Genomic DNA, 19988 nt, shown 5'->3' on the forward strand with positions numbered 1-19988 from the left:
ATAATGTGGGAGCGAGCCTGCTCGCGATGACGATGTAACAGTCAGCAAAAATGTTGAATGTTATGACCCCATCGCGAGCAGGCTCGCTCCCACAGTGGATCGCATTTTTACAGCAACAGAATTATTCCGGGGCGACCGCGTTCTTGGCCAGGATTGCGTTGGCCAATTCCATGTCGGTAGCCTTCAAACCCGGATTGTCGGCACGGACTTTCTGCATGGCGGATTCCAGGTACGGACCACGGATATTGCCGTCACTGGCCACGAAGCTGCTGGCGTCGTCCTGAGCGGCGACGACCAGCTTGTGATCCCTGGAGGTCAGGTAGGTGGACGCGGTGGTCGCACCTGAGGAAATAACTTCTTGCAAGATGCCGTCATGGTCGTGGTCACGGCCATGGGCCATTGCTGAACCGATAGACAGGGAAAGCAAGGCAAACGTAGCGGCAGCAAGTTTAAAACGCATTATGGGTGACTCCAGTGGGATTTCTGGCAGGTTGGATTGCCAATACCCCAAACGAGTTCCGTAGCGTTCATCGGCGTGTTCGACCAGGATAACCCCCCCTATTTCTGCTCACTCTGCGGCGTCACTCGCAGCACCTCTTCAATTGTCGTCAGCCCCGCCGCGACTTTTTGTGCGCCCGACAGCCGCAGGCTGCGCATGCCTTCCTTGAACGCCTGGCGACGGACGGCGAGCAGGTCGGTGTCGGGGTTGATCAGGGCTTTGACGCTGTCGGTCATTTGCATGATTTCGTAGACCCCGGCGCGTCCGCGATAACCGGTGTCGCGACACTCCAGGCAGCCAATCGCACGTTGGGCGTTGCCTGGCAGCGGTGCTTGCCAGGGACGGGTCAAAGTTTGCCAATCGTCTTCGCCCAGCGTCAGCGGTGCCTTGCAATGCGGGCATAGCGTGCGGACCAGACGTTGTGCCATGACTCCCAGCAGGGTGGCTTTGATCAGGTAATGCGGCACGCCGAGTTCCAGTAAGCGGCTGATGGCGCTCGGTGCGTCGTTGGTGTGCAGGGTCGACAACACCAGGTGCCCGGTGAGTGCCGCCTGAATAGCCATTTCGGCGGTTTCGAGGTCGCGGATCTCGCCGATCATGATGATGTCCGGATCTTGTCGCATCAGTGCGCGCACACCGCTGGCAAAGGTCAGGTCGATGTTGTGCTGGACCTGCATCTGATTGAACGCCGGCTCGACCATTTCGATCGGGTCTTCGATGGTGCAGAGGTTGACCTCTGGCGTCGCGAGTTTTTTCAGCGTGGTGTAGAGCGTGCTGGTCTTGCCCGAACCGGTCGGCCCGGTGACCAGAATGATGCCGTTGGGCTGGCGGGTCATGTCCTGCCAGCGGCGCAGGTCATCGGCGGAAAACCCGAGCTGGTCGAAGTCCTTGAGCAGCACTTCCGGATCGAAGATCCGCATGACCATTTTTTCCCCGAATGCCGTGGGTAGCGTCGACAGCCGCAACTCTACTTCGCCGCCGTCCGGAGTTTTGGTCTTGACCCGGCCATCCTGGGGTTTGCGCTTTTCTGCAACGTTCATCCGCCCCAGGCTCTTCAGGCGACTGACGATCGCCATGGTCACCTGCGGTGGAAATTGATAGACGTTGTGCAATACGCCGTCGATGCGAAAGCGCACGGTGCCTTGTTCGCGCCGTGGTTCGATGTGGATATCACTGGCGCGTTGCTGGAAAGCGTACTGGAACAACCAGTCGACGATGTTGACGATGTGCGCGTCGTTGGCGTCCGGTTCCTGATCGCTGGCGCCGAGGTTGAGCAACTGTTCGAAGTTGCCCAGGGTGTTCATGTGCTGATCGGCATTGGTCGCGCCGCTGACCGATTTGGCCAGGCGGAAGAATTCCACGCTGAAGCGCTGGATATCCGCCGGGTTGGCCACTACCCGTTTGATCGGCAACTGTAGAACGTGGGTCAGGTCGGCTTCCCAGCTGCGCACATAAGGCTGCGCGCTAGCGACAGTGACGGCGTCGCGGTCGATCGCTACCGCGAGGATCTTGTGGCGCTGGGCAAAGGCGTAAGACATCAGCGAGGTAATTTGCGCGACGTTTATTTTCAGCGGGTCGATGCGCAAGTAAGGCTGGCCGGCCTGCTGCGAGAGCCACAGGGTCAGGCTTTCCAGATCCAGGCGTTTGCCGGGGCGGCTGAGGTCGTCGAGGTGTTGGCTGGCAAGGAACTCCAGCGGGTGCAACTGGCTGTTGCTGGCGTTGCGACGGGTGGTCAGCGCGTGCTCGGCCGAGTCCTGGCTGATGAAACCTTGGGCGACCAGTTCGCGTAGCAGGTCATTGAGATCCAGCCAGCGATCCTGAGTGGCGAGTTGAACGGACATCCGGGCTCCTTATGGAAACGATCCTGCACGTGCGGTGTAGACAGGTGCGTCTCTGACCACAGATGCCAAGAATAGTCCCCGCAAGGACCGACCGTTCGGTTGTCGGCCGATTCATCGTTGCGAGTCTTTACCGGAACGCTTCAGCCGGCGGCCTGTGCAGGCTGAACCCATTGCGAATCAGCCGCTTGCAGTTCCACCGAGCAGACACTGATCAGGTTACGTAATTTTTCCGCGATGACCTGGGCGCGGTGCCAGCTCAAGCCGTCCATGACGACACTGATCGACAGCAGGTCGTCGTCGCGCAGCACATTGACCTGCTGCGGAACCAGAAACTGCAATGCGAACAGATTCAGTGTCCGACACAACACGTCCGGCTCGGCCTCGGCCAGCAATTGGTAGTGCACGCGGCAATGGGCATTACTGACGTTCCACACATCGGCGCGGGTTGGGGTGTTGCTGACGGCTTCGAGCGGGGGCATGGTCGGTCTCCAAATCATTGGAGAAATTTTTACATTCGGTGCCGGGTATTTCTTATCTATGATGAGGCTAATTGGCTGTAAATCGAATTGTCCAATTCTCAGATAATGTTTTTACGGGTTTTTCTATGCATAGCGAACTTGACGCGTACGACCGACGGATTCTGGCGCTGCTGCAAGAGGACGCCTCACTTTCCAGTGCGCAGATTGCCGAGCAGGTCGGGCTATCGCAGTCGCCGTGCTGGCGGCGCATTCAGCGGATGAAGGAGGAGGGGGTTATTCGTGGGCAGGTGACCTTGCTCGATCGCAAGAAAATCGGCCTCAACACGCAAATTTTCGCCGAAATCAAACTCAACGCCCACGGGCGTTCGAACTTCACGGAGTTCACCGAGGCGATTCGCGGTTTTCCGGAGGTGCTGGAGTGTTATGTGCTGATGGGTGCGGTGGATTTTCTGTTGCGGATCGTCACCGCAGACATCGAAGCTTATGAGCGCTTCTTCTTCGAGAAGCTGTCGATGGTGCCCGGGATTCAGGAGGTCAACTCGATCGTGGCCTTGTCGGAGATCAAGTCCACGACGAGTTTGCCGGTGTTGCGGGGTTAAAGCCTTGCGGTGAATGTGCGGGCCTCATCGCGGGCAAGCCTTGCTCCTACGGGTTATGTGCCAACCACCCAATGGTGATTTGCCGTACATACTGTAGGAGCAAAGCTTGCTCGCGATGGCGGTCTTACATACGCAACAACATCTTCCACGCGCGGTTCTGATACACCGCAATCGCCTGCTGCTTGCGTGCGTCCAGCACTTCGTCGGTGATCGGCTCGTTGGCCAGTTGCGCGAGTTTGTTCAGTTCACCGTACAGGCGATCCATTTCCGGGATGTCCAGCACGTTGCGGGCATGGTGCAGCCAGGCCTGGATGCGTTCAATACGCGGCAGTTGCTCGGCCAGGTCTTCCGGCTGTTGCTGATAGCGCTGCAATTGCAGGGACGTCGCTTCTTCGCCCAGCAGGCGCGGCAACCAGTTACCCAGTTGTGCAGCACCCTGGCGATTGCCGCGAACGTTGCGATCGGCAGTCCAGGTGCGGGCCAGCAACCAGCGCGAGGTGTTCAGCGAGAACTGGCCCCAGCGCGGGTCTTCGAGCTCTTCAAGGAACTGCTCCGGCGCGGCTTTGCGCACGTCTTCGTCGTCCAGACCTGCCTGAACCAGCGGGCGCCAGTCTTCCAGCAAGGCATCCAGCGCCACGCGCAAGTCGTGGGTCGACTGACGCGGAGCGGCTTGACCCAGGCTGCTGAGCAGTGCGCGCAATTCAGCCAGGTTTTCGACCCAGTCCTGCAGCAGGCGCCAGTGGCCGTTGAAGCGATACTGCTCGGCCAGACGCTGACTGCTGCCCAGCAAGTGCCAGCTCAATGCGGCGAACGCGTCGTCCAGCGGCATTTCGAAGGTCAGCTCCGGCGCTGGCAGGCTCAATGAATAGCTGTTGGCGTCGAACAGGCGGTAGCCGCGCTCGGCCTTGCTGATATCGCACGGCATCAGCGCCAGGGTCGCGGCCAGCTCGGCGGCCAGTTCCAGCAATGCCTCGGGCTCGCCTTCGCGTAGCTCCAGCTCCAGCTCGCAGATTTCTTCTTTCTGTTTGCCGGCAATCACGTTGCCCAGGTCCAGTGCGGCTTCGATGACCACTTTGGTCTTGCCACGGCCCCAGGCGATTTCTGCGCGTTCACGGACGAAATCAGTGGTGAAAATAGCCTTCAGGGTTTTCTTGTCCAGCTCGGCCAGCTCTTCGGGCCAGCATTCGCCGTCGAGTTTCTTCACGTCGAGCTTGGCTTTGGGCAGATTCCAGTCGTATTCGTTACGCTCGGACAGACCGGCGACACTGTGGCCACGGGTCTTGAGTGTTTGAATGACTTCTTCGCCATCGCGGCGCAGGCGCAGGGCGACCTTGGCGCGGGCCAGGTCACGTTCTGGCGTGTCGAAGTACTGGTTCATCAACTCACGGCGTTCCCAGCCACTTTTGTTACGTTTTTTCAGTAGCGGGTGCTCGCGCAGGGCGGCGAGGGTTTCGCGGCTGACGCGGAGTTTGATTTCGGTTTCTTTCTGCATGGCCGGAAAATCCAGGATCGGGAGCGCAGCCGGGGGAATGTGTGGCTGCCAAGGCCGTGCAGTGTACAGCACTCATTAAACCTACGCGCCGCGACGGTTTATTCCTGTCACAGGATGGCTCTATGATGAGTGTTCATCTTGGGAGTTGGGAGTCAGCGATGCCTTTGCCGTCCATGAAAGATCAGTTCGCTGCGCTGATCGCCGCACCGTCCGTCAGCTGTACCCAACCCAGCCTCGATCAATCCAATCGCGCGGTCATTGATTTGCTGGCGACCTGGCTCGGTGACCTGGGCTTTTCGTGCGATATCCAGCAAGTCAGTCCTGGCAAATTCAACTTGCTCGCCAGTTTTGGCAGTGGCCCCGGCGGGCTGGTACTGGCCGGGCACAGCGACACGGTGCCGTTCGACGGCGCGCTGTGGCAGACCGATCCGCTGAAACTGACCGAAGTCGACGGCCGCTGGGTCGGCCTCGGCAGTTGCGACATGAAGGGGTTTTTCGCGCTGGCCATCGAAGCCGTGTTGCCGCTGCTGGATAAACCGTTCAAGCAGCCACTGATGATCCTCGCCACCTGTGACGAAGAAAGCTCCATGGCGGGTGCCCGGGCGTTGGCGGCTGCCGGTCGGCCATTGGGCAGGGTAGCGGTGATCGGTGAGCCAACAGGCTTGAAACCGATCCGTCTGCATAAAGGCGTGATGATGGAGCGCATCGATATTCTCGGTCAGAGCGGCCATTCGTCCGATCCGCGCCTGGGCCATAGTGCTCTGGAGGCCATGCACGATGCGATGGGCGAGTTACGCGGCTTGCGCCTGCAATGGCAGCGCGAGTTTCGTAATCCGCAGTTCAGTGTGCCGCAACCGACACTGAATTTCGGCTGCATCCACGGTGGCGACAACCCGAACCGGATCTGCGGTCAATGCTCGCTGGAATTCGACCTGCGGCCCTTGCCAGGCATGGACCCGAACGCATTGCGTGCAGCGATCCGGCAGAAACTCGAACCGGTCGCCGAGCTCCATCAGGTCAAGATCGACTACGCTCCGCTGTTCCCTGAAGTGCCGCCTTTCGAGCAGGCGGCCGACTCGGAACTGGTGCAGGTCGCCGAAAGACTCACCGGCCACCTTGCCGAAGCAGTAGCGTTCGGCACTGAAGCGCCTTATCTTCAGCGTCTTGGCTGCGAGACAGTGGTGCTTGGCCCAGGTGATATCGCCTGCGCCCACCAACCAGGGGAATACCTTGAAATGTCACGTTTGCAGCCTACCGTGCATCTATTACGTCAACTGATCGAACACTACTGCCTGACCCCGGCTTGATAAATCCCGGGGCACCCAACCCGTATTCATGAGGAGAACGCGCGTGTCGCCAAGCCTGTTCCGACGATAACCACCAGCCCGCTGTGCGTTTTGCTTCGTCCTTTTTATCGGCTGCTATTTGTTACAGGCGCAGGTGTTATGCCCGAATACGTTAACTGGCTTCGTCACGCTTCCCCTTACATCAACGCTCACCGCGATTGCACCTTCGTCGTCATGCTGCCCGGCGACGGCGTCGAGCACCCGAACTTCGGCAATATCGTCCACGACCTGGTGCTGCTGCACAGCCTGGGTGTGCGGCTGGTATTGGTTCACGGTTCGCGTCCGCAAATTGAAACCCGTCTTGCCGCACGTGGCCTGACTCCGCATTACCACCACGGGATGCGCATCACCGATGCGGCGACCCTGGAGTGTGTGATCGATGCGGTGGGGCAACTGCGTATTGCCATCGAGGCGCGCCTGTCGATGGACATGGCGTCTTCGCCGATGCAGGGCTCGCGTCTGCGAGTGGCCGGCGGCAATCTGGTGACCGCACGGCCGATCGGTGTGCTCGAAGGTATCGATTATCACCACACCGGCGAAGTGCGTCGGGTCGACCGCAAGGGCATCAACCGTCTGCTGGATGAGCGCTCTATCGTATTGCTGTCACCGCTGGGCTACTCGCCGACCGGGGAGATCTTCAACCTGGCCTGCGAAGACGTCGCCACCCGCGCCGCCATCGATCTGGGCGCCGACAAGCTGCTGCTGTTCGGCGCGGACCCGGGGCTGATCGATGAAAACGGCCGTCTGGTCCGTGAACTGCGTCCGCAGCAGGTGCCGGCGCATTTGCAGCGTCTGGGTGCGAACTATCAGGCCGAGTTGCTGGATGCCGCGGCTGAAGCCTGCCGTGGCGGCGTCGGCCGCAGCCACATTGTCAGTTATGCCGAAGACGGCGCGCTGCTGACCGAACTCTTCACCCGTGACGGTGGCGGTACGTTGGTGGCGCAGGAGCAGTTCGAGGTAGTGCGCGAAGCGGCTATCGAAGACGTCGGTGGTTTGCTGGACCTGATCAGCCCGCTGGAAGAGCAGGGGATCCTGGTGCGTCGTTCTCGCGAAGTGCTGGAGCGCGAAATCGAGCAGTTCAGTGTGGTTGAGCGTGAAGGCATGATCATCGCCTGTGCGGCGCTGTATCAGATCGCGGACTCGGATGCCGGGGAACTGGCCTGTCTGGCGGTGAACCCGGAATACCGCCATGGCGGCCGTGGTGATGAATTGCTGGAACGGATCGAGACCCGTGCTCGTGCCCAAGGGCTCAAAACCCTGTTCGTCCTCACTACCCGGACGGCGCACTGGTTCCGCGAGCGCGGCTTTGTGCCCAGCAGCGTCGAGCGCCTGCCGTCGGCCAGGGCCTCGCTGTACAACTATCAGCGTAATTCGAAGATCTTCGAAAAGACTCTGTAACCTGAGGCGCCTAGACTACCCCCGAGGCTGGCGGATCGTAGGAATAAGTCGATCATTTCTGTCATTTTGTTGCTTGTTACGGTGTTCAGTGAGCAGATGGAAAAAAAGTCTACTACTGTATACAAACTGTAACAATTTGACGGGAAGATGCACGTTTCGCCATGATGGCGTCGCTTATTTGATCGTGATTGACGTATGAGGGATTACGCGAGCACGAATGGAACTAAAGAAGCGTTTGTAAATATCATTTAGGAATTAGTTCATGGGCCGATACCTCTGCATGCGGTTCGGTTGAGGCGTGTTGAGCTATATTCCCAAATCGCATGAAAAATAAAGAAATAATTCTTTTTGGGTTTATGAGAAATTCACTAACCTGAACGGACCAAACACTGCGATTAGACCAAAGTCGTAGACGCGACTGCTTACGATTGACTTATCGGTCACGGTCTTGCGCTAATCGCGCATCGATGGGAACCGGGGCGTCAGATCCTGGACCAAAGTGCACAAAAATTAGAAACGTAGAGGAGCGAAACATGAATAAGTCCACCTTGGCCCTGGCTGTGGCCGTAGGGGTTTTGGCGCAGCAGGCAAGCGCCGCCGGTTTCATCGAAGACAGTAAGGCGACCCTGGGTCTGCGTAACTTCTACATCAACACCGATAACCGTGACGGCCAACCATCGGCTACGTCCAACACCAGGAGCAAGAACGCAGAATGGGGCCAAGGCTTCGATCTGCGCTTTATCTCGGGTTACACCCAAGGTACTGTCCAGTTCGGTGTTGACGCCATTGGCCTGTATGGCGTGCGTTTGGACTCCAGCCGTGAAAATCACGGTAACTACACCGGTACTGCTTCCGGTGGCACTGTATTCCCAAGTGATGGCAAGGAGGCTGTTAACGAATTCGCCAGCCTGGGTCTGACCGGTAAGGTCAAAATCTCCCAGACCGAGCTGAAAATCGGCACCCTGCAACCGAACAACCCGGTCATTAAGTACAACGATGGTCGTCTGTTGCCACAAACCTTCACCGGTGGCGAGATCAAGTCCAACGAGATCAAGGACCTGACCCTGACTGCAGGCGAGATCAACGAGGCCAAAGGCCGCAACTCCAGCAACGACGAAGGTCTGTCGATCGCCGGTGCCAACGGCAGCTCCAACTACGACGCGGGCAAGTTCAGCAACAAGTTCTACTACGGTGGTGCTGACTACAAGCTCACCAAAGACCTGACCGCCTCGTACTACTACGGCGAGCTGAAGGACTTCTACTCGCAGAACTTCCTGGGCCTGGTGCACAACTGGTCCATCGGTCCTGGCGTGCTGAAAAGTGACCTGCGCTACTACCGTAGTCGCGACAACGGTGCCAACGGCAACGACAAAAACTACTTCACCTCGGGTTACTACCCAGACACCCCAAAATCGCTGACCAAAGGCAAGGTCGACAACAACCTGTACAGCTACCTGGCTTTGTACTCGGTTGAAGGTCACACCTTCGGCGGCGGCTATCAGGTCAGCAGCGGCGACAGCGATTTCCCTTATCTGAACCAGGGTGACGGCTCGTCGAACAGCACCATCACTGACATGCAGATCCAGAAGTTTTCCCGCGCTGGCGAACGTACCTGGCAAGCTCGCTACGCCTATGACTTCGCCAAGGTTGGCGTACCTGGCCTGACCGCCGGTGTGATCTACCTGCGTGGCAACGGTATCGACACCACTACTGGCGACAAAACCGAGTGGGAACGTGACCTGAGCCTGGCGTACGTGGTTCCGGAAGGCCCGCTGAAAAACCTCGGCTTTGCCTGGAAAAACGCCATGTGGCGCACCGACCTTGCTAACACCCGCGACCAGGACGAAAACCGCCTGATCGTCAGCTACTCGATCCCGCTGTTGTAATACCCAGGCGTTTGTAAGCCTGTATAAAAAGCCCCGTTCGGCGCAAGCCTGGCGGGGCTTTTGCGTTTCAAGTCGGGCCCACCCCCGCAGGCCCGCCTTCACTTCCCTCTTTGCAGCAACTCAAGGCCTTCTCGAACCTTGGTTCCAAGAGTGGTCTTTGCTTGTGTATACGTCCAGTGAACAGATGTTTAATATTCACTTTTAGTCTAAATAAATCGATATTTATTCTTTTTAATAAGCGGCGACACTAGGCACAGTAGGCTCATCACGCACTCACCAGGAGCAGCACCATGAGCCTCAGACTGGGCGACATTGCCCCCGATTTCGAACAGGATTCCAGCGCCGGCACTATCCGTTTTCACCAGTGGCTGGGCGATAGCTGGGGCGTGTTGTTTTCCCATCCAGCGGACTTCACACCGGTGTGCACCACGGAGCTGGGGTTTACCGCCAGGCTCAAGGATGAATTCACCCAGCGCGGCGTGAAGGCCATTGCACTCTCGGTCGACCCGGTGGACTCGCACCACAAGTGGATCGAAGACATCAACGAAACCCAGAACACCCTCGTCAACTTTCCGATCCTCGCCGACGCCGACCGCAAGGTCTCCGACCTCTATGACCTGATCCACCCGAATGCCAACGACACCCTGACCGTGCGTTCGCTGTTCGTCATCGACCCGAACAAGAAGGTTCGCCTGACCATCACGTATCCGGCCAGTACCGGACGCAACTTCCACGAGATCCTGCGGGTGATCGACTCATTGCAGCTCACCGACAACTACAAAGTGGCCACCCCGGCCAACTGGCAGGACGGTGATGAAGTGGTGATCGTGCCGTCGTTGAAGGATGAAGATGAAATCAGCAAACGCTTCCCTAAAGGCTACCGTGCAGTGAAACCGTATTTGCGTCTGACGCCACAACCCAACAGGTAAGTCATTGACGTTTTGCGGCGTGGCTTAAATCGCTATCGCGAGCAGGCTCGCTCCCACAGGTGTACACATCCCAATGTGGGAGCGAGCCTGCTCGCGATAGCGGTCTGCCAAGCGCAACAGCTTCAAAGTATCCACAAAGCAGGGGATTTCAGGCCGTTTCGACGGCCTTTTTTTTCGCCTGGAAAACGTTTTCCTGCATATGCATTAAAAGAATAAACACATAAATAAATATGATTTATGGATATATAAATCAACTGGTAAGGTCTGTCCATTGTCGCGAGATCGCACACTGCGAATCGCCGGAAACGCTTAAGGAATAGCCGCATGCTGGTCGTCTCACTCGGAGGAAGTCCCAGCCAACGCTCCCGCTCCGGGGTGCTGCTGGATCGCTCCCAACGTTGGTTGCAGCAACAAGGTGTAGAGGTGGTGAGTTATCAGGTACGGGACTTCCCGGCCGAAGACTTGCTGCATGCACGCTTCGACAGCCCGAAGGTGATCGACCTGTTGCAACAGATTGAAAACGCCGATGGCTTGTTGATTGCCACGCCGGTCTACAAGGCGTCGTTTTCCGGCGCACTGAAAACCTTGCTGGACCTGCTGCCGGAGCGCGCCTTGAGCCACAAGGTTGTACTGCCGATGGCCACTGGCGGCAGCATCGCCCACATGCTGGCCGTGGATTACGCGCTCAAGCCCGTGCTGTCGGCACTGAAAGCCCAGGAAATGCTCCACGGAATTTTCGCCGAAGACAGCCAGATCGCTTACGGCGAAGGCAGTGCGCAGGCGCAGTTGTCGCCGGCACTGGAGCAGCGCTTGGTTGAGGCGCTGGAGCAGTTCTTCAGTGCCATGGCCCGTCGGCCCAAGCCGCTGGACCCCAACCTGTTGAATGATCGTTTGTTGAGTGCTCGCTGGAGCATTTAAGCCTTACCCGAATTTGATGTACTGGCCTTACTCGCCCGCTAACGGGCAAGCAGGTGCAGCCAAAACCCTACTGCAAAAAGGAGAGCGCTATGCGCACTGTCATTTTGCGTCGAGGTCTGGTCGCTCTGTTTGCTGCGGCTGTGTCCTTCGGCGTCATTACTCAAGCTCAAGCGGCCGAGACCTTGCGAATCGGCTATCAAAAGTACGGCACCCTGGTGCTGCTCAAAGCCCGCGGCTCGCTGGAAAAACGCCTCGCCGCCCAAGGCATCAGCGTGCAATGGACTGAATTCCCCGGCGGCCCGCAGCTGCTCGAAGGGCTGAATGTCGGCTCGATCGATTTCGGCGTGACCGGCGAGACTCCACCGGTGTTCGCTCAGGCGGCCGGTGCCAACCTGCTCTACGTCGCGTACGAGCCACCTGCGCCGACCAGCGAAGCGATCCTGGTGCCGAAAGACTCGGCGATCAAATCGGTGCAGGACCTCAAGGGCAAGAAAGTCGTCCTCAACAAAGGCTCCAACGTGCACTACCTGCTGGTGCGCGCACTGGAAGACGCCGGTCTCAAGTACACCGACATCCAAACCGTATTCCTGCCACCGGCCGATGCCCGTGCGGCGTTCGAACGCGGCAGCGTCGATGCCTGGGTGATCTGGGACCCGTACCAGGCCGCCGCCGAACAGCAACTGCACGCGCGCACCTTGCGTGACGGCAGCGGCATCGTCGACAACCATCAGTTCTACCTGGCGACCAAGCCTTATGCCGAAAAACATCCGGACGTGATCAAGACCCTGGTGGAGGAAGTCCGCACCATCGGCGAATGGTCCAAAGCCAACCCTGAAGAAGTCACCCAACAAGTCTCGCCGCTGCTCGGCTTGCCGGCAGACATTACCCTGACCGCGGTGAAACGCCAGGGCTTCGGCGCGCATCTCCTCACGCCGCCAGTGATCGCGGCCCAGCAGAAAATCGCCGACAGCTTCTACCAGCTCAAATTGATTCCGAAACCCTTGAGCATCAAAGACGTTATCTGGACGCCACCGGCAGCCGTTGCCACTGCGCCGTAATTCGATTTCCTTAGGAGACCACTCCATGAGCCTTAATATTTTCTGGTTCCTGCCTACCCACGGTGACGGCCATTACCTTGGCACCGCCGAAGGCGCTCGCGCCGTCGATCACGGTTATTTGCAGCAAGTCGCCCAAGCGGCGGATCGCCTGGGTTTTGGTGGGGTACTGATTCCCACCGGCCGCTCCTGCGAAGACTCGTGGTTGGTGGCTGCGTCGCTGATCCCGGTGACCCAGCGTTTGAAGTTTCTGGTCGCGTTGCGCCCCGGGATCATTTCCCCGACGGTGGCCGCGCGCCAGGCGGCGACCCTGGATCGCTTGTCCGGTGGGCGTGCGCTGTTCAACCTGGTGACGGGTGGCGATCCAGAAGAACTGGCCGGCGACGGATTGTTTCTCAGTCACGAAGAGCGTTATCAGGCCTCGGTGGAATTCACCCGGATCTGGCGTCGGGTGCTGGAAGGCGAGACGGTCGACTACGACGGTCAGCACATCAGCGTGAAGGGCGCGAAATTGCTCTATCCGCCGATCCAGCAACCGCGTCCGCCGCTGTACTTCGGTGGCTCTTCTGAAGCGGCTCAGGATCTGGCTGCCGAGCAGGTCGAAATGGTCCTGACCTGGGGCGAGCCACCGGCCGCCGTCGCCGAGAAAATCGAACAAGTACGCGCCAAGGCCGCGAAGCTCGGGCGCACCGTGCGCTTCGGCATTCGTTTGCATGTGATTGTCCGCGAAACCAACGCTGAAGCCTGGCAGGCTGCGGATCGCTTGATCTCCCATCTGGACGACGACACCATCGCTCGTGCTCAAGCTTCGTTGGCGCGTTTTGACTCAGTCGGCCAGCAGCGCATGGCCGCGCTGCACGGCGGCAGCCGCGACAACCTGGAAGTCAGCCCGAACCTCTGGGCCGGTGTCGGTCTGGTGCGCGGCGGTGCTGGCACCGCATTGGTCGGCGACGGTCCGACTGTGGCCGCGCGGGTCAAGGAATACGCGGACCTGGGCATCGATACCTTCATCTTCTCGGGCTACCCCCATCTGGAGGAATCGTATCGGGTCGCGGAGTTGTTGTTCCCGCACCTCGACGTCGAGCGTCCCGAGTTGCCGAAAAGCGCCGGTTACGTCAGCCCGTTCGGCGAGATGGTCGCCAACGACATTCTTCCCAAAGCCGCGTCCCAGAGCTGAGGCGCGCCATGAAAAGGGAAAAGCTTATCCACAGCCTGGCGCCGTGGGCCTTGCCGGTGCTGCTACTGGCGGTGTGGCAGTTGTCGGTGTCGGCGGGCTGGTTGTCGACACGGATTTTGCCGGCCCCCAGCGCGGTGATCGAGGCGGGCGTGAGCCTGGTGCGCAGCGGCGAAATCTGGAAACACCTGGCGATCAGCGGCTGGCGCGCCGGCATTGGTTTTGTGATTGGCGGCGGTATCGGTCTGGCATTGGGTTTCATCACCGGCCTGTCGAAGTGGGGCGAACGCCTGCTCGACAGTTCGGTGCAGATGATCCGCAACGTGCCGCATCTGGCGTTGATTCCGCTGGTGATCCTCTGGTTCGGCATTGACGAGTCGGCGAAGATTTTCCTGGTGGCGCTGGGGACGTTGTTCCCGATCTACCTCAACACTTACCACGGCATTCGCAACGTTGACCCGGCCTTGGTCGAAATGGCGCGCAGTTACGGCTTGTCCGGTTTCAGCCTGTTCCGTCAGGTGATTCTGCCGGGCGCGCTGCCTTCGATTCTGGTGGGCGTGCGCTTTGCCCTGGGCTTCATGTGGCTGACCCTGATCGTCGCTGAAACCATCTCTGCCAGCTCCGGCATTGGCTACCTGGCGATGAATGCCCGGGAGTTCTTGCAGACGGATGTGGTGGTGCTGGCGATTGTTCTGTACGCGGTGCTCGGCAAATTGGCCGACCTTGCAGCCCGTGGTCTGGAGCGGGTCTGGTTGCGCTGGCACCCGGCCTATCAAGTGGCCAAGGGCGGTGCAGCATGACGGCGCAACAACCTCCACGCCTGCTGCGCGGAATTCCGCTGGTGGTGCGCAAACTGCAAAAAACCTTTGGCGCGCGGCAGGTGCTGCGCGAGATCGATCTGCACATTCCGGCCGGTCAGTTCGTGGCCGTGGTCGGTCGCAGCGGCTGTGGCAAAAGTACCTTGCTGCGTCTGCTGGCAGGCCTTGATCAACCCACGGACGGTGAGCTGTTGGCCGGTTCTGCACCGCTCGACAAGGCGCGCGAAGACACCCGGTTGATGTTCCAGGAAGCGCGTTTGCTGCCATGGAAAAAGGTCATCGACAACGTCGGCCTCGGGCTCAAGGGCGATTGGCGCCAGCAGGCGCTGGACGCACTGGACGCCGTGGGCCTGGCAGATCGCGCCGATGAATGGCCGGCGGCGTTGTCCGGCGGGCAGAAGCAGCGGGTGGCCTTGGCGCGAGCGCTGATCCATCAGCCACGCTTGCTGTTGCTCGATGAGCCGCTGGGCGCACTGGATGCGCTGACCCGGATTGAAATGCAGCAACTGATCGAACGTCTTTGGCAGCAGCACGGTTTTACCGTGTTGCTGGTGACCCATGACGTCAGCGAAGCGGTGGCGATTGCCGACCGGGTGTTGTTGATCGAAGAGGGCGAAATCGGCCTCGACCTGCTGGTCGAACTGCCGCGCCCTCGGGTCCGTGGTTCCCATCGGCTGGCAGCGCTGGAAACCGAAGTGCTCAACCGCGTGCTGTCACTTCCGGGTTCGCCGCCTGCGCCGGAACCTGTTTCACCCTTGCCCACGCAATTGCGCTGGGCTCACTGACTCGATGTTCACCCAACGACAGGAATCAACCTCATGACGATCAAAGCCATCAATGTTCGTAACCAGTTCAAAGGCACCATCAAGGAAATCGTCGAGGGCGACGTGCTCTCGGAAATCGATGTTCAGACAGCGTCCGGCATCGTCACCTCGGTTATCACCACGCGCTCGGTCAAAGAGCTGGAACTGGCGATCGGCAGCGAAGTGATCGCCTTCGTGAAATCCACCGAGGTGTCGATCGCCAAGTTGTGATCGATGTGTCACACACAACCCCGGACGGCTTGAGCCCTTCGGGGTTGTTCCATGTGTGCCTGTCATGGAATCAGTGGTGTGGCCATCGCGAGCAGGCTCGCTCCCACAGGGGGATTTCTGCCATACACAAAATCTGTGTTCACTGAAGATCTATGTGGGAGCGAGCCTGCTCGCGATGAGGCCCGAGAAGGCAACAAGGAAATCAGGCGGGAATAGCGCGCTTGGGCAAATACGGTGGCAAATACAGCCCCAGATAAGCATCAAACACCCGCATCCCTTCCTCGGCCATGCGTGGGGTGATCTGCCCATGTTGTTGCACTGAGCGCGCATAGACGCGATCACCCAGCTCCATGGCCAAGGCAAACACATCGACATCCTTGGGCAACGTCGGCAGTTCGAAATGCTGATCGAAGAGTTTGTGCATCAGGTCGCCGAGTTCGAGGTCGTGCTGGCGGTCGGCCTGGGTGACTTCGGTCAGGCCGTGTTGAGCGAGGATCAGTTGCCGGGCGGCGGCGTCTTCGTCGTAGATGGCGAGCATGCGTTGCTCGACCAGTCGCGACAGATCACGCCAGCCATTCAGCGAGTCGACGTCGATCGGTTCTTGCAGGCACGCGCGAAAAGCGCTGTGGACGTCGGCGGTCAGGGCTTCGAGCAGGGCCGGGACGCTGGCGAAGAAGTGGTAGACCGATGACGGCGGGATCTCGGCGCGTTCGGCCACGCTGTAGATCGACAGGCTGGCCACGCCCTCGGCGGCAAGCAGCGTGCGGGCGGCGTCGAGTATCGAGTCGATCCGGGCCTGGCTGCGTGCGCGGGGTTTGCGAAGGGGGGCGGGGCGGGTCATTGAAGTCTCCTGCAGGGCAGCGGGCATTGTACGAGCAGGGTTCGATGTTGTCTGCCAGGACGCTTTCGCGAGCAGGCTCGCTCCCACATTTTATCTCCAGTGAGCATGAAACTTGTGTCTGACACCGATCTATTGTGGGAGCGAGCCTGCTCGCGATCCGCCGCAGGCGGCCACAAAAAAACGCCGCTGGCGATGAGGCCGGCGGCGTTGTTTTTTTGCTACAGCCGCTTACACGGTGTGCAGGTACCAGTTGTACTCGAGGTCGGAGATGGAGTGTTCGAACTCCTCCAGCTCGCTCTCTTTACAGGCGACAAAAATGTCGATGTATTTCGGATCGATGTACTTGGCCATGACTTCGCTGTCGTCCAGCTCGCGCAGTGCATCACGCAGGTTGTTCGGCAGGCTTTGCTCGTTCTGCTCGTAGCTGTTGCCTTCGACGGGCGCGCCCGGCTCGATCTTGTTGGTCAGGCCGTGATGCACGCCTGCCAGGACCGAAGCCATCAGCAAGTACGGGTTGGCATCGGCGCCAGCAACGCGGTGTTCGATACGTACGGCGTCGGACGAGCCGGTCGGTACGCGAATCGCCACGGTACGGTTATCCAGGCCCCAGCACGGCGAGTTCGGCACGTAGAACTGTGCGCCGAAACGACGGTACGAGTTGACGTTCGGGCAGAGGAAGGCCATCTGCGCCGGTAGGGTCTCGAGCACACCGCCGATCGCGTGACGCAGTGCGGCGTTCTGCTCGGGATCCTCACTGGCAAAAATATTCTTGCCGTCTTTATCAAGGATCGAGATGTGGACGTGCAGACCGTTACCCGCCTGGCCTGGGTAAGGCTTGGCCATGAAGGTGGTGTCCATCTCATGGTCGTAGGCGATGTTCTTGATCAGACGCTTGAGCAGTACCGCGTAATCGCAGGCCTTGATCGGGTCGGCAACGTGGTGCAGGTTCACTTCGAACTGCGCCGGAGCACTTTCCTTGACGATCGCGTCGGCAGGGATGCCTTGCTCTTTCGCACCTTCCAGGATGTCCTGGAGGCAGTCGACGTATTCGTCGAGGTCGTCGATCAGGTAAACCTGGGTCGAGTGCGGACGTTTGCCGGAAATCGGCGAGCGTGGAGGTTGTGGCCGGCCATTCACGTTCTCCTGGTCGATCAGGTAGAACTCAAGCTCGAATGCGGCGCAGATGGTCAGGCCCATCTCGTCGAACTTGGTCACGACCTGGCGCAGGACTTCACGTGGGTCGGCGAAGAAAGGTTCACCTTCCAGTTCGTGCATGGTCATCAACAGTTGCGCGGTAGGGCGCTTCTGCCAGGGTTCATTGCACAGGGTATCGGGGATTGGATAGCAGATTCGGTCAGCATCACCGATGTCCAGGCCCAGGCCGGTGCTTTCCACCGTCGAGCCGTTGATATCCAGAGCAAATAGAGAGGCCGGCAGGTTGATGCCTTTCTCGTAAACCTTGTGGAGGCTGGTGCGTTCGATGCGCTTGCCGCGCACCACACCATTCATATCCGCAATCAGAAGGTCAACGTACAGAACCTCAGGATGTTCCTTAAGGAACGCGTTCGCTTCGTTGAGCTGAACGGCACGCGGGGGTACCGACATGATGCAACACCTTTGTTGTTAAAAATATCAATCATTGATCTTTTCGGATTCCAGTCAACCCGAACGGCATGCCGAAGTCAAGCGAGGCCTTTTTTGCCCTAAAAAAGCGCTCCAAGGGCATTTTTGAGGCGCTTTGGGGCACTTTTATGCATTCAGGGTCTTTGGCGGCCGCAGCCTTGAGCGGGGCGTGTTGTATTTTTTACGGGGGTGTTGTGTAAAAAAATGAACAACGCTAAGCTCAAATCAAACCCATAACAGCAATAATACCGGGGTGCTTCATGTCTCGCCTGCCGTTAATCGGCGTCACCAACTGCTCAAGGCAGATCGGTTTGCATGCTTATCACATCACCCGCGATAAGTACGTCCGCGCAGCGGCCACCGCTGCCAAGGGCCTGCCGTCGATACTCGCGTCACTGGCGGAACTGCTCGATCCGACCGATATTATTGACGGTCTGGATGGCATCCTGTTTACCGGCTCTCCTTCTACTGTAGAACCTTTTCACTATAGCGGTCCTGCGAGTGTGCCGGGAACTGCTCATGATCCTGCACGCGACGCCACTGCCCTCCCGTTGATTCGCGCCAGCCAGCAGGCAACACAACGCGACGCGGATGCGTCAAATAACGCCTGACGTTTAAAGACGTCAGGACACTCAGCCCAGAGGCATTTATGAGTAACAACCTCGACCAGCTCACCGATTGGTTGAAAGACCACAAGATCACAGAAGTCGAATGCATGATTGGCGATCTGACCGGGATCACCCGCGGCAAGATTTCGCCGACCAACAAGTTCATTGCCGAAAAAGGCATGCGCCTGCCCGAGAGTGTGCTGTTGCAAACAGTGACGGGCGACTACGTCGAAGACGACATCTATTACGAACTGCTCGACCCGGCCGACATCGACATGATCTGCCGCCCGGACTCGAACGCGGTATTCCTCGTGCCGTGGGCCATCGAGCCGACCGCGCAGGTGATTCACGACACCTACGACAAGCAGGGCAACCCGATCGAGCTGTCGCCGCGCAACGTGCTGAAGAAAGTCCTGAAGCTCTATTCCGACAAGGGCTGGCAGCCGATCGTGGCGCCGGAGATGGAGTTCTACCTGACCAAGCGTTGCGAAGACCCGGACTTCCCGTTGCAGCCGCCGATTGGCCGCTCCGGTCGCCCGGAAACCGGACGTCAGTCGTTCTCCATTGAGGCGGCTAACGAATTCGACCCGTTGTTCGAAGACGTCTACGACTGGTGCGAACTGCAAGAGCTGGATCTGGACACGCTGATCCACGAGGACGGCACGGCGCAGATGGAGATCAACTTCCGTCACGGCGACGCGCTGTCCCTGGCCGACCAGATCCTGGTGTTCAAGCGCACCATGCGCGAAGCGGCGCTCAAGCACGACGTGGCCGCGACCTTCATGGCCAAGCCGATGACCGGCGAGCCGGGCAGCGCGATGCACTTGCACCAGAGCATCATCGACATAGAAACCGGCAAGAACGTCTTCTCCAATGAAGACGGGACGATGAGCGAGCTGTTCCTGCACCACATCGGTGGCTTGCAGAAGTTCATCCCCGAGCTGTTGCCGCTGTTCGCACCCAACGTCAACTCGTTCCGCCGCTTCCTGCCGGATACCTCGGCGCCGGTGAACGTGGAGTGGGGCGAAGAAAACCGCACCGTCGGCCTGCGAGTCCCGGACGCAGGGCCGCAAAACCGTCGGGTGGAAAACCGCCTGCCGGGCGCCGATGCCAACCCTTACCTGGCGATCGCCGCGAGCCTGCTCTGCGGTTACATCGGCATGGTGGAAGGCATCAACCCGAGCGCACCGGTGGTTGGACGGGGTTACGAGCGACGCAATCTGCGTTTGCCGCTGACCATCGAAGACGCACTGGAGCGCATGGAACACAGCGCGACCATCGAGAAGTATCTGGGCAAAAAATTCATCACTGGCTACGTCGCGGTCAAGCGGGCCGAGCATGAAAACTTCAAGCGCGTGATCAGTTCGTGGGAGCGGGAGTTCCTGTTGTTCGCCGTCTGATGCGCCGGGTGCAGCCCTGAACAGCCGCACTCTCACCCTATAAGGAGA

At 59.2% G+C, this 19988-nt stretch carries 18 protein-coding genes and 1 pseudogene; 13 read left to right on the forward strand and 6 right to left on the reverse strand.

Annotation, left to right across the window (positions count from 1 at the left end; all coding sequences use genetic code 11):
* Window positions 1-121: 121 nt before the first annotated feature.
* From AC1DHT_RS00810 to AC1DHT_RS00820, 3 genes are all read right to left on the reverse strand, one after another.
* Window positions 122-460, reverse strand: a complete 339-nt coding sequence (locus AC1DHT_RS00810; protein ID WP_427538705.1) for a DUF2388 domain-containing protein — start codon at window positions 458-460, stop codon at window positions 122-124.
* A gap of 98 nt (window positions 461-558) precedes the next feature.
* Window positions 559-2340 carry a type IV pilus assembly ATPase TfpB gene (gene tfpB, locus AC1DHT_RS00815; RefSeq protein WP_427538702.1) on the reverse strand — a complete coding sequence of 594 codons (1782 nt, stop codon included), beginning with the start codon at window positions 2338-2340 and terminating at the stop codon, window positions 559-561.
* 140 nt (window positions 2341-2480) lie between these two features.
* Window positions 2481-2819, reverse strand: coding sequence for a hypothetical protein (locus tag AC1DHT_RS00820; protein ID WP_427538699.1), 339 nt, complete (start codon window positions 2817-2819; stop codon window positions 2481-2483).
* Window positions 2820-2944: 125 nt separating this feature from the next.
* On the opposite strand from AC1DHT_RS00820, the gene AC1DHT_RS00825 reads away from it, so the two are divergent.
* A complete protein-coding gene (locus AC1DHT_RS00825; protein ID WP_123426265.1) occupies window positions 2945-3418 on the forward strand; it encodes an Lrp/AsnC family transcriptional regulator in 474 nt (157 codons plus the stop codon).
* Window positions 3419-3542: 124 nt separating this feature from the next.
* Here AC1DHT_RS00825 and AC1DHT_RS00830 read toward each other — a convergent pair whose 3' ends face one another.
* A complete protein-coding gene (locus AC1DHT_RS00830) occupies window positions 3543-4910 on the reverse strand; it encodes a CYTH domain-containing protein (RefSeq protein ID WP_427538696.1) in 1368 nt (455 codons plus the stop codon).
* A 158-nt stretch (window positions 4911-5068) separates the two neighbouring features.
* Between AC1DHT_RS00830 and argE the strand changes: the two genes are divergently transcribed.
* From argE to AC1DHT_RS00880, 10 genes are all read left to right on the forward strand, one after another.
* Window positions 5069-6217 (forward strand): acetylornithine deacetylase, encoded by a 1149-nt coding sequence (gene argE / locus AC1DHT_RS00835; protein WP_427538693.1) that lies wholly within the window; start codon window positions 5069-5071, stop codon window positions 6215-6217.
* Between the two features lie 138 nt (window positions 6218-6355).
* The gene (gene argA / locus AC1DHT_RS00840; RefSeq protein ID WP_427538690.1) at window positions 6356-7654 is read left to right on the forward strand and encodes an amino-acid N-acetyltransferase; all 1299 of its coding nucleotides are present in this window, start codon (window positions 6356-6358) and stop codon (window positions 7652-7654) included.
* 533 nt (window positions 7655-8187) lie between these two features.
* Window positions 8188-9540, forward strand: a complete 1353-nt coding sequence (locus tag AC1DHT_RS00845; RefSeq protein WP_427538687.1) for an OprD family porin — start codon at window positions 8188-8190, stop codon at window positions 9538-9540.
* A gap of 290 nt (window positions 9541-9830) precedes the next feature.
* Window positions 9831-10469, forward strand: coding sequence for a peroxiredoxin (locus tag AC1DHT_RS00850; protein WP_427538684.1), 639 nt, complete (start codon window positions 9831-9833; stop codon window positions 10467-10469).
* Window positions 10470-10793: 324 nt separating this feature from the next.
* Window positions 10794-11387 carry an NADPH-dependent FMN reductase gene (ssuE, locus tag AC1DHT_RS00855; RefSeq protein WP_427538681.1) on the forward strand — a complete coding sequence of 198 codons (594 nt, stop codon included), beginning with the start codon at window positions 10794-10796 and terminating at the stop codon, window positions 11385-11387.
* An 89-nt stretch (window positions 11388-11476) separates the two neighbouring features.
* Window positions 11477-12445 carry a sulfonate ABC transporter substrate-binding protein gene (locus tag AC1DHT_RS00860; RefSeq protein WP_427538678.1) on the forward strand — a complete coding sequence of 323 codons (969 nt, stop codon included), beginning with the start codon at window positions 11477-11479 and terminating at the stop codon, window positions 12443-12445.
* A gap of 25 nt (window positions 12446-12470) precedes the next feature.
* Window positions 12471-13619, forward strand: coding sequence for an FMNH2-dependent alkanesulfonate monooxygenase (ssuD, locus tag AC1DHT_RS00865; protein ID WP_025112025.1), 1149 nt, complete (start codon window positions 12471-12473; stop codon window positions 13617-13619).
* Window positions 13620-13627: 8 nt separating this feature from the next.
* Window positions 13628-14416, forward strand: coding sequence for an aliphatic sulfonate ABC transporter permease SsuC (gene ssuC / locus AC1DHT_RS00870; protein ID WP_123580989.1), 789 nt, complete (start codon window positions 13628-13630; stop codon window positions 14414-14416).
* Window positions 14413-15219: an aliphatic sulfonates ABC transporter ATP-binding protein gene (ssuB, locus tag AC1DHT_RS00875; protein WP_427538675.1), complete on the forward strand. Its 807-nt coding sequence runs from the start codon at window positions 14413-14415 to the stop codon at window positions 15217-15219. Before ssuC ends, ssuB begins: the two co-directional genes overlap by 4 nt.
* Window positions 15220-15252: 33 nt before the next feature.
* Window positions 15253-15468 (forward strand): TOBE domain-containing protein, encoded by a 216-nt coding sequence (locus AC1DHT_RS00880; protein ID WP_003177394.1) that lies wholly within the window; start codon window positions 15253-15255, stop codon window positions 15466-15468.
* A 202-nt stretch (window positions 15469-15670) separates the two neighbouring features.
* Here AC1DHT_RS00880 and AC1DHT_RS00885 read toward each other — a convergent pair whose 3' ends face one another.
* Both AC1DHT_RS00885 and AC1DHT_RS00890 read right to left on the reverse strand, forming a co-directional pair.
* Window positions 15671-16309, reverse strand: coding sequence for a TetR/AcrR family transcriptional regulator (locus AC1DHT_RS00885; protein ID WP_427538672.1), 639 nt, complete (start codon window positions 16307-16309; stop codon window positions 15671-15673).
* A 228-nt stretch (window positions 16310-16537) separates the two neighbouring features.
* On the reverse strand, window positions 16538-17914 hold the full coding sequence (locus AC1DHT_RS00890; protein ID WP_010466681.1) for a glutamine synthetase family protein: 1377 nt from the start codon (window positions 17912-17914) through the stop codon (window positions 16538-16540).
* 278 nt (window positions 17915-18192) lie between these two features.
* On the opposite strand from AC1DHT_RS00890, the pseudogene AC1DHT_RS00895 reads away from it, so the two are divergent.
* Window positions 18193-18507, forward strand: a pseudogene (locus tag AC1DHT_RS00895) (gamma-glutamyl-gamma-aminobutyrate hydrolase family protein); the annotation flags it as partial.
* Between the two features lie 74 nt (window positions 18508-18581).
* Complete coding sequence (locus AC1DHT_RS00900) at window positions 18582-19940, forward strand: glutamine synthetase family protein (protein ID WP_054594537.1); 1359 nt, start codon at window positions 18582-18584, stop codon at window positions 19938-19940.
* Window positions 19941-19988 lie beyond the last annotated feature (48 nt).

The sequence above is a fragment of the Pseudomonas sp. 05N432 genome (assembly GCF_056396945.1).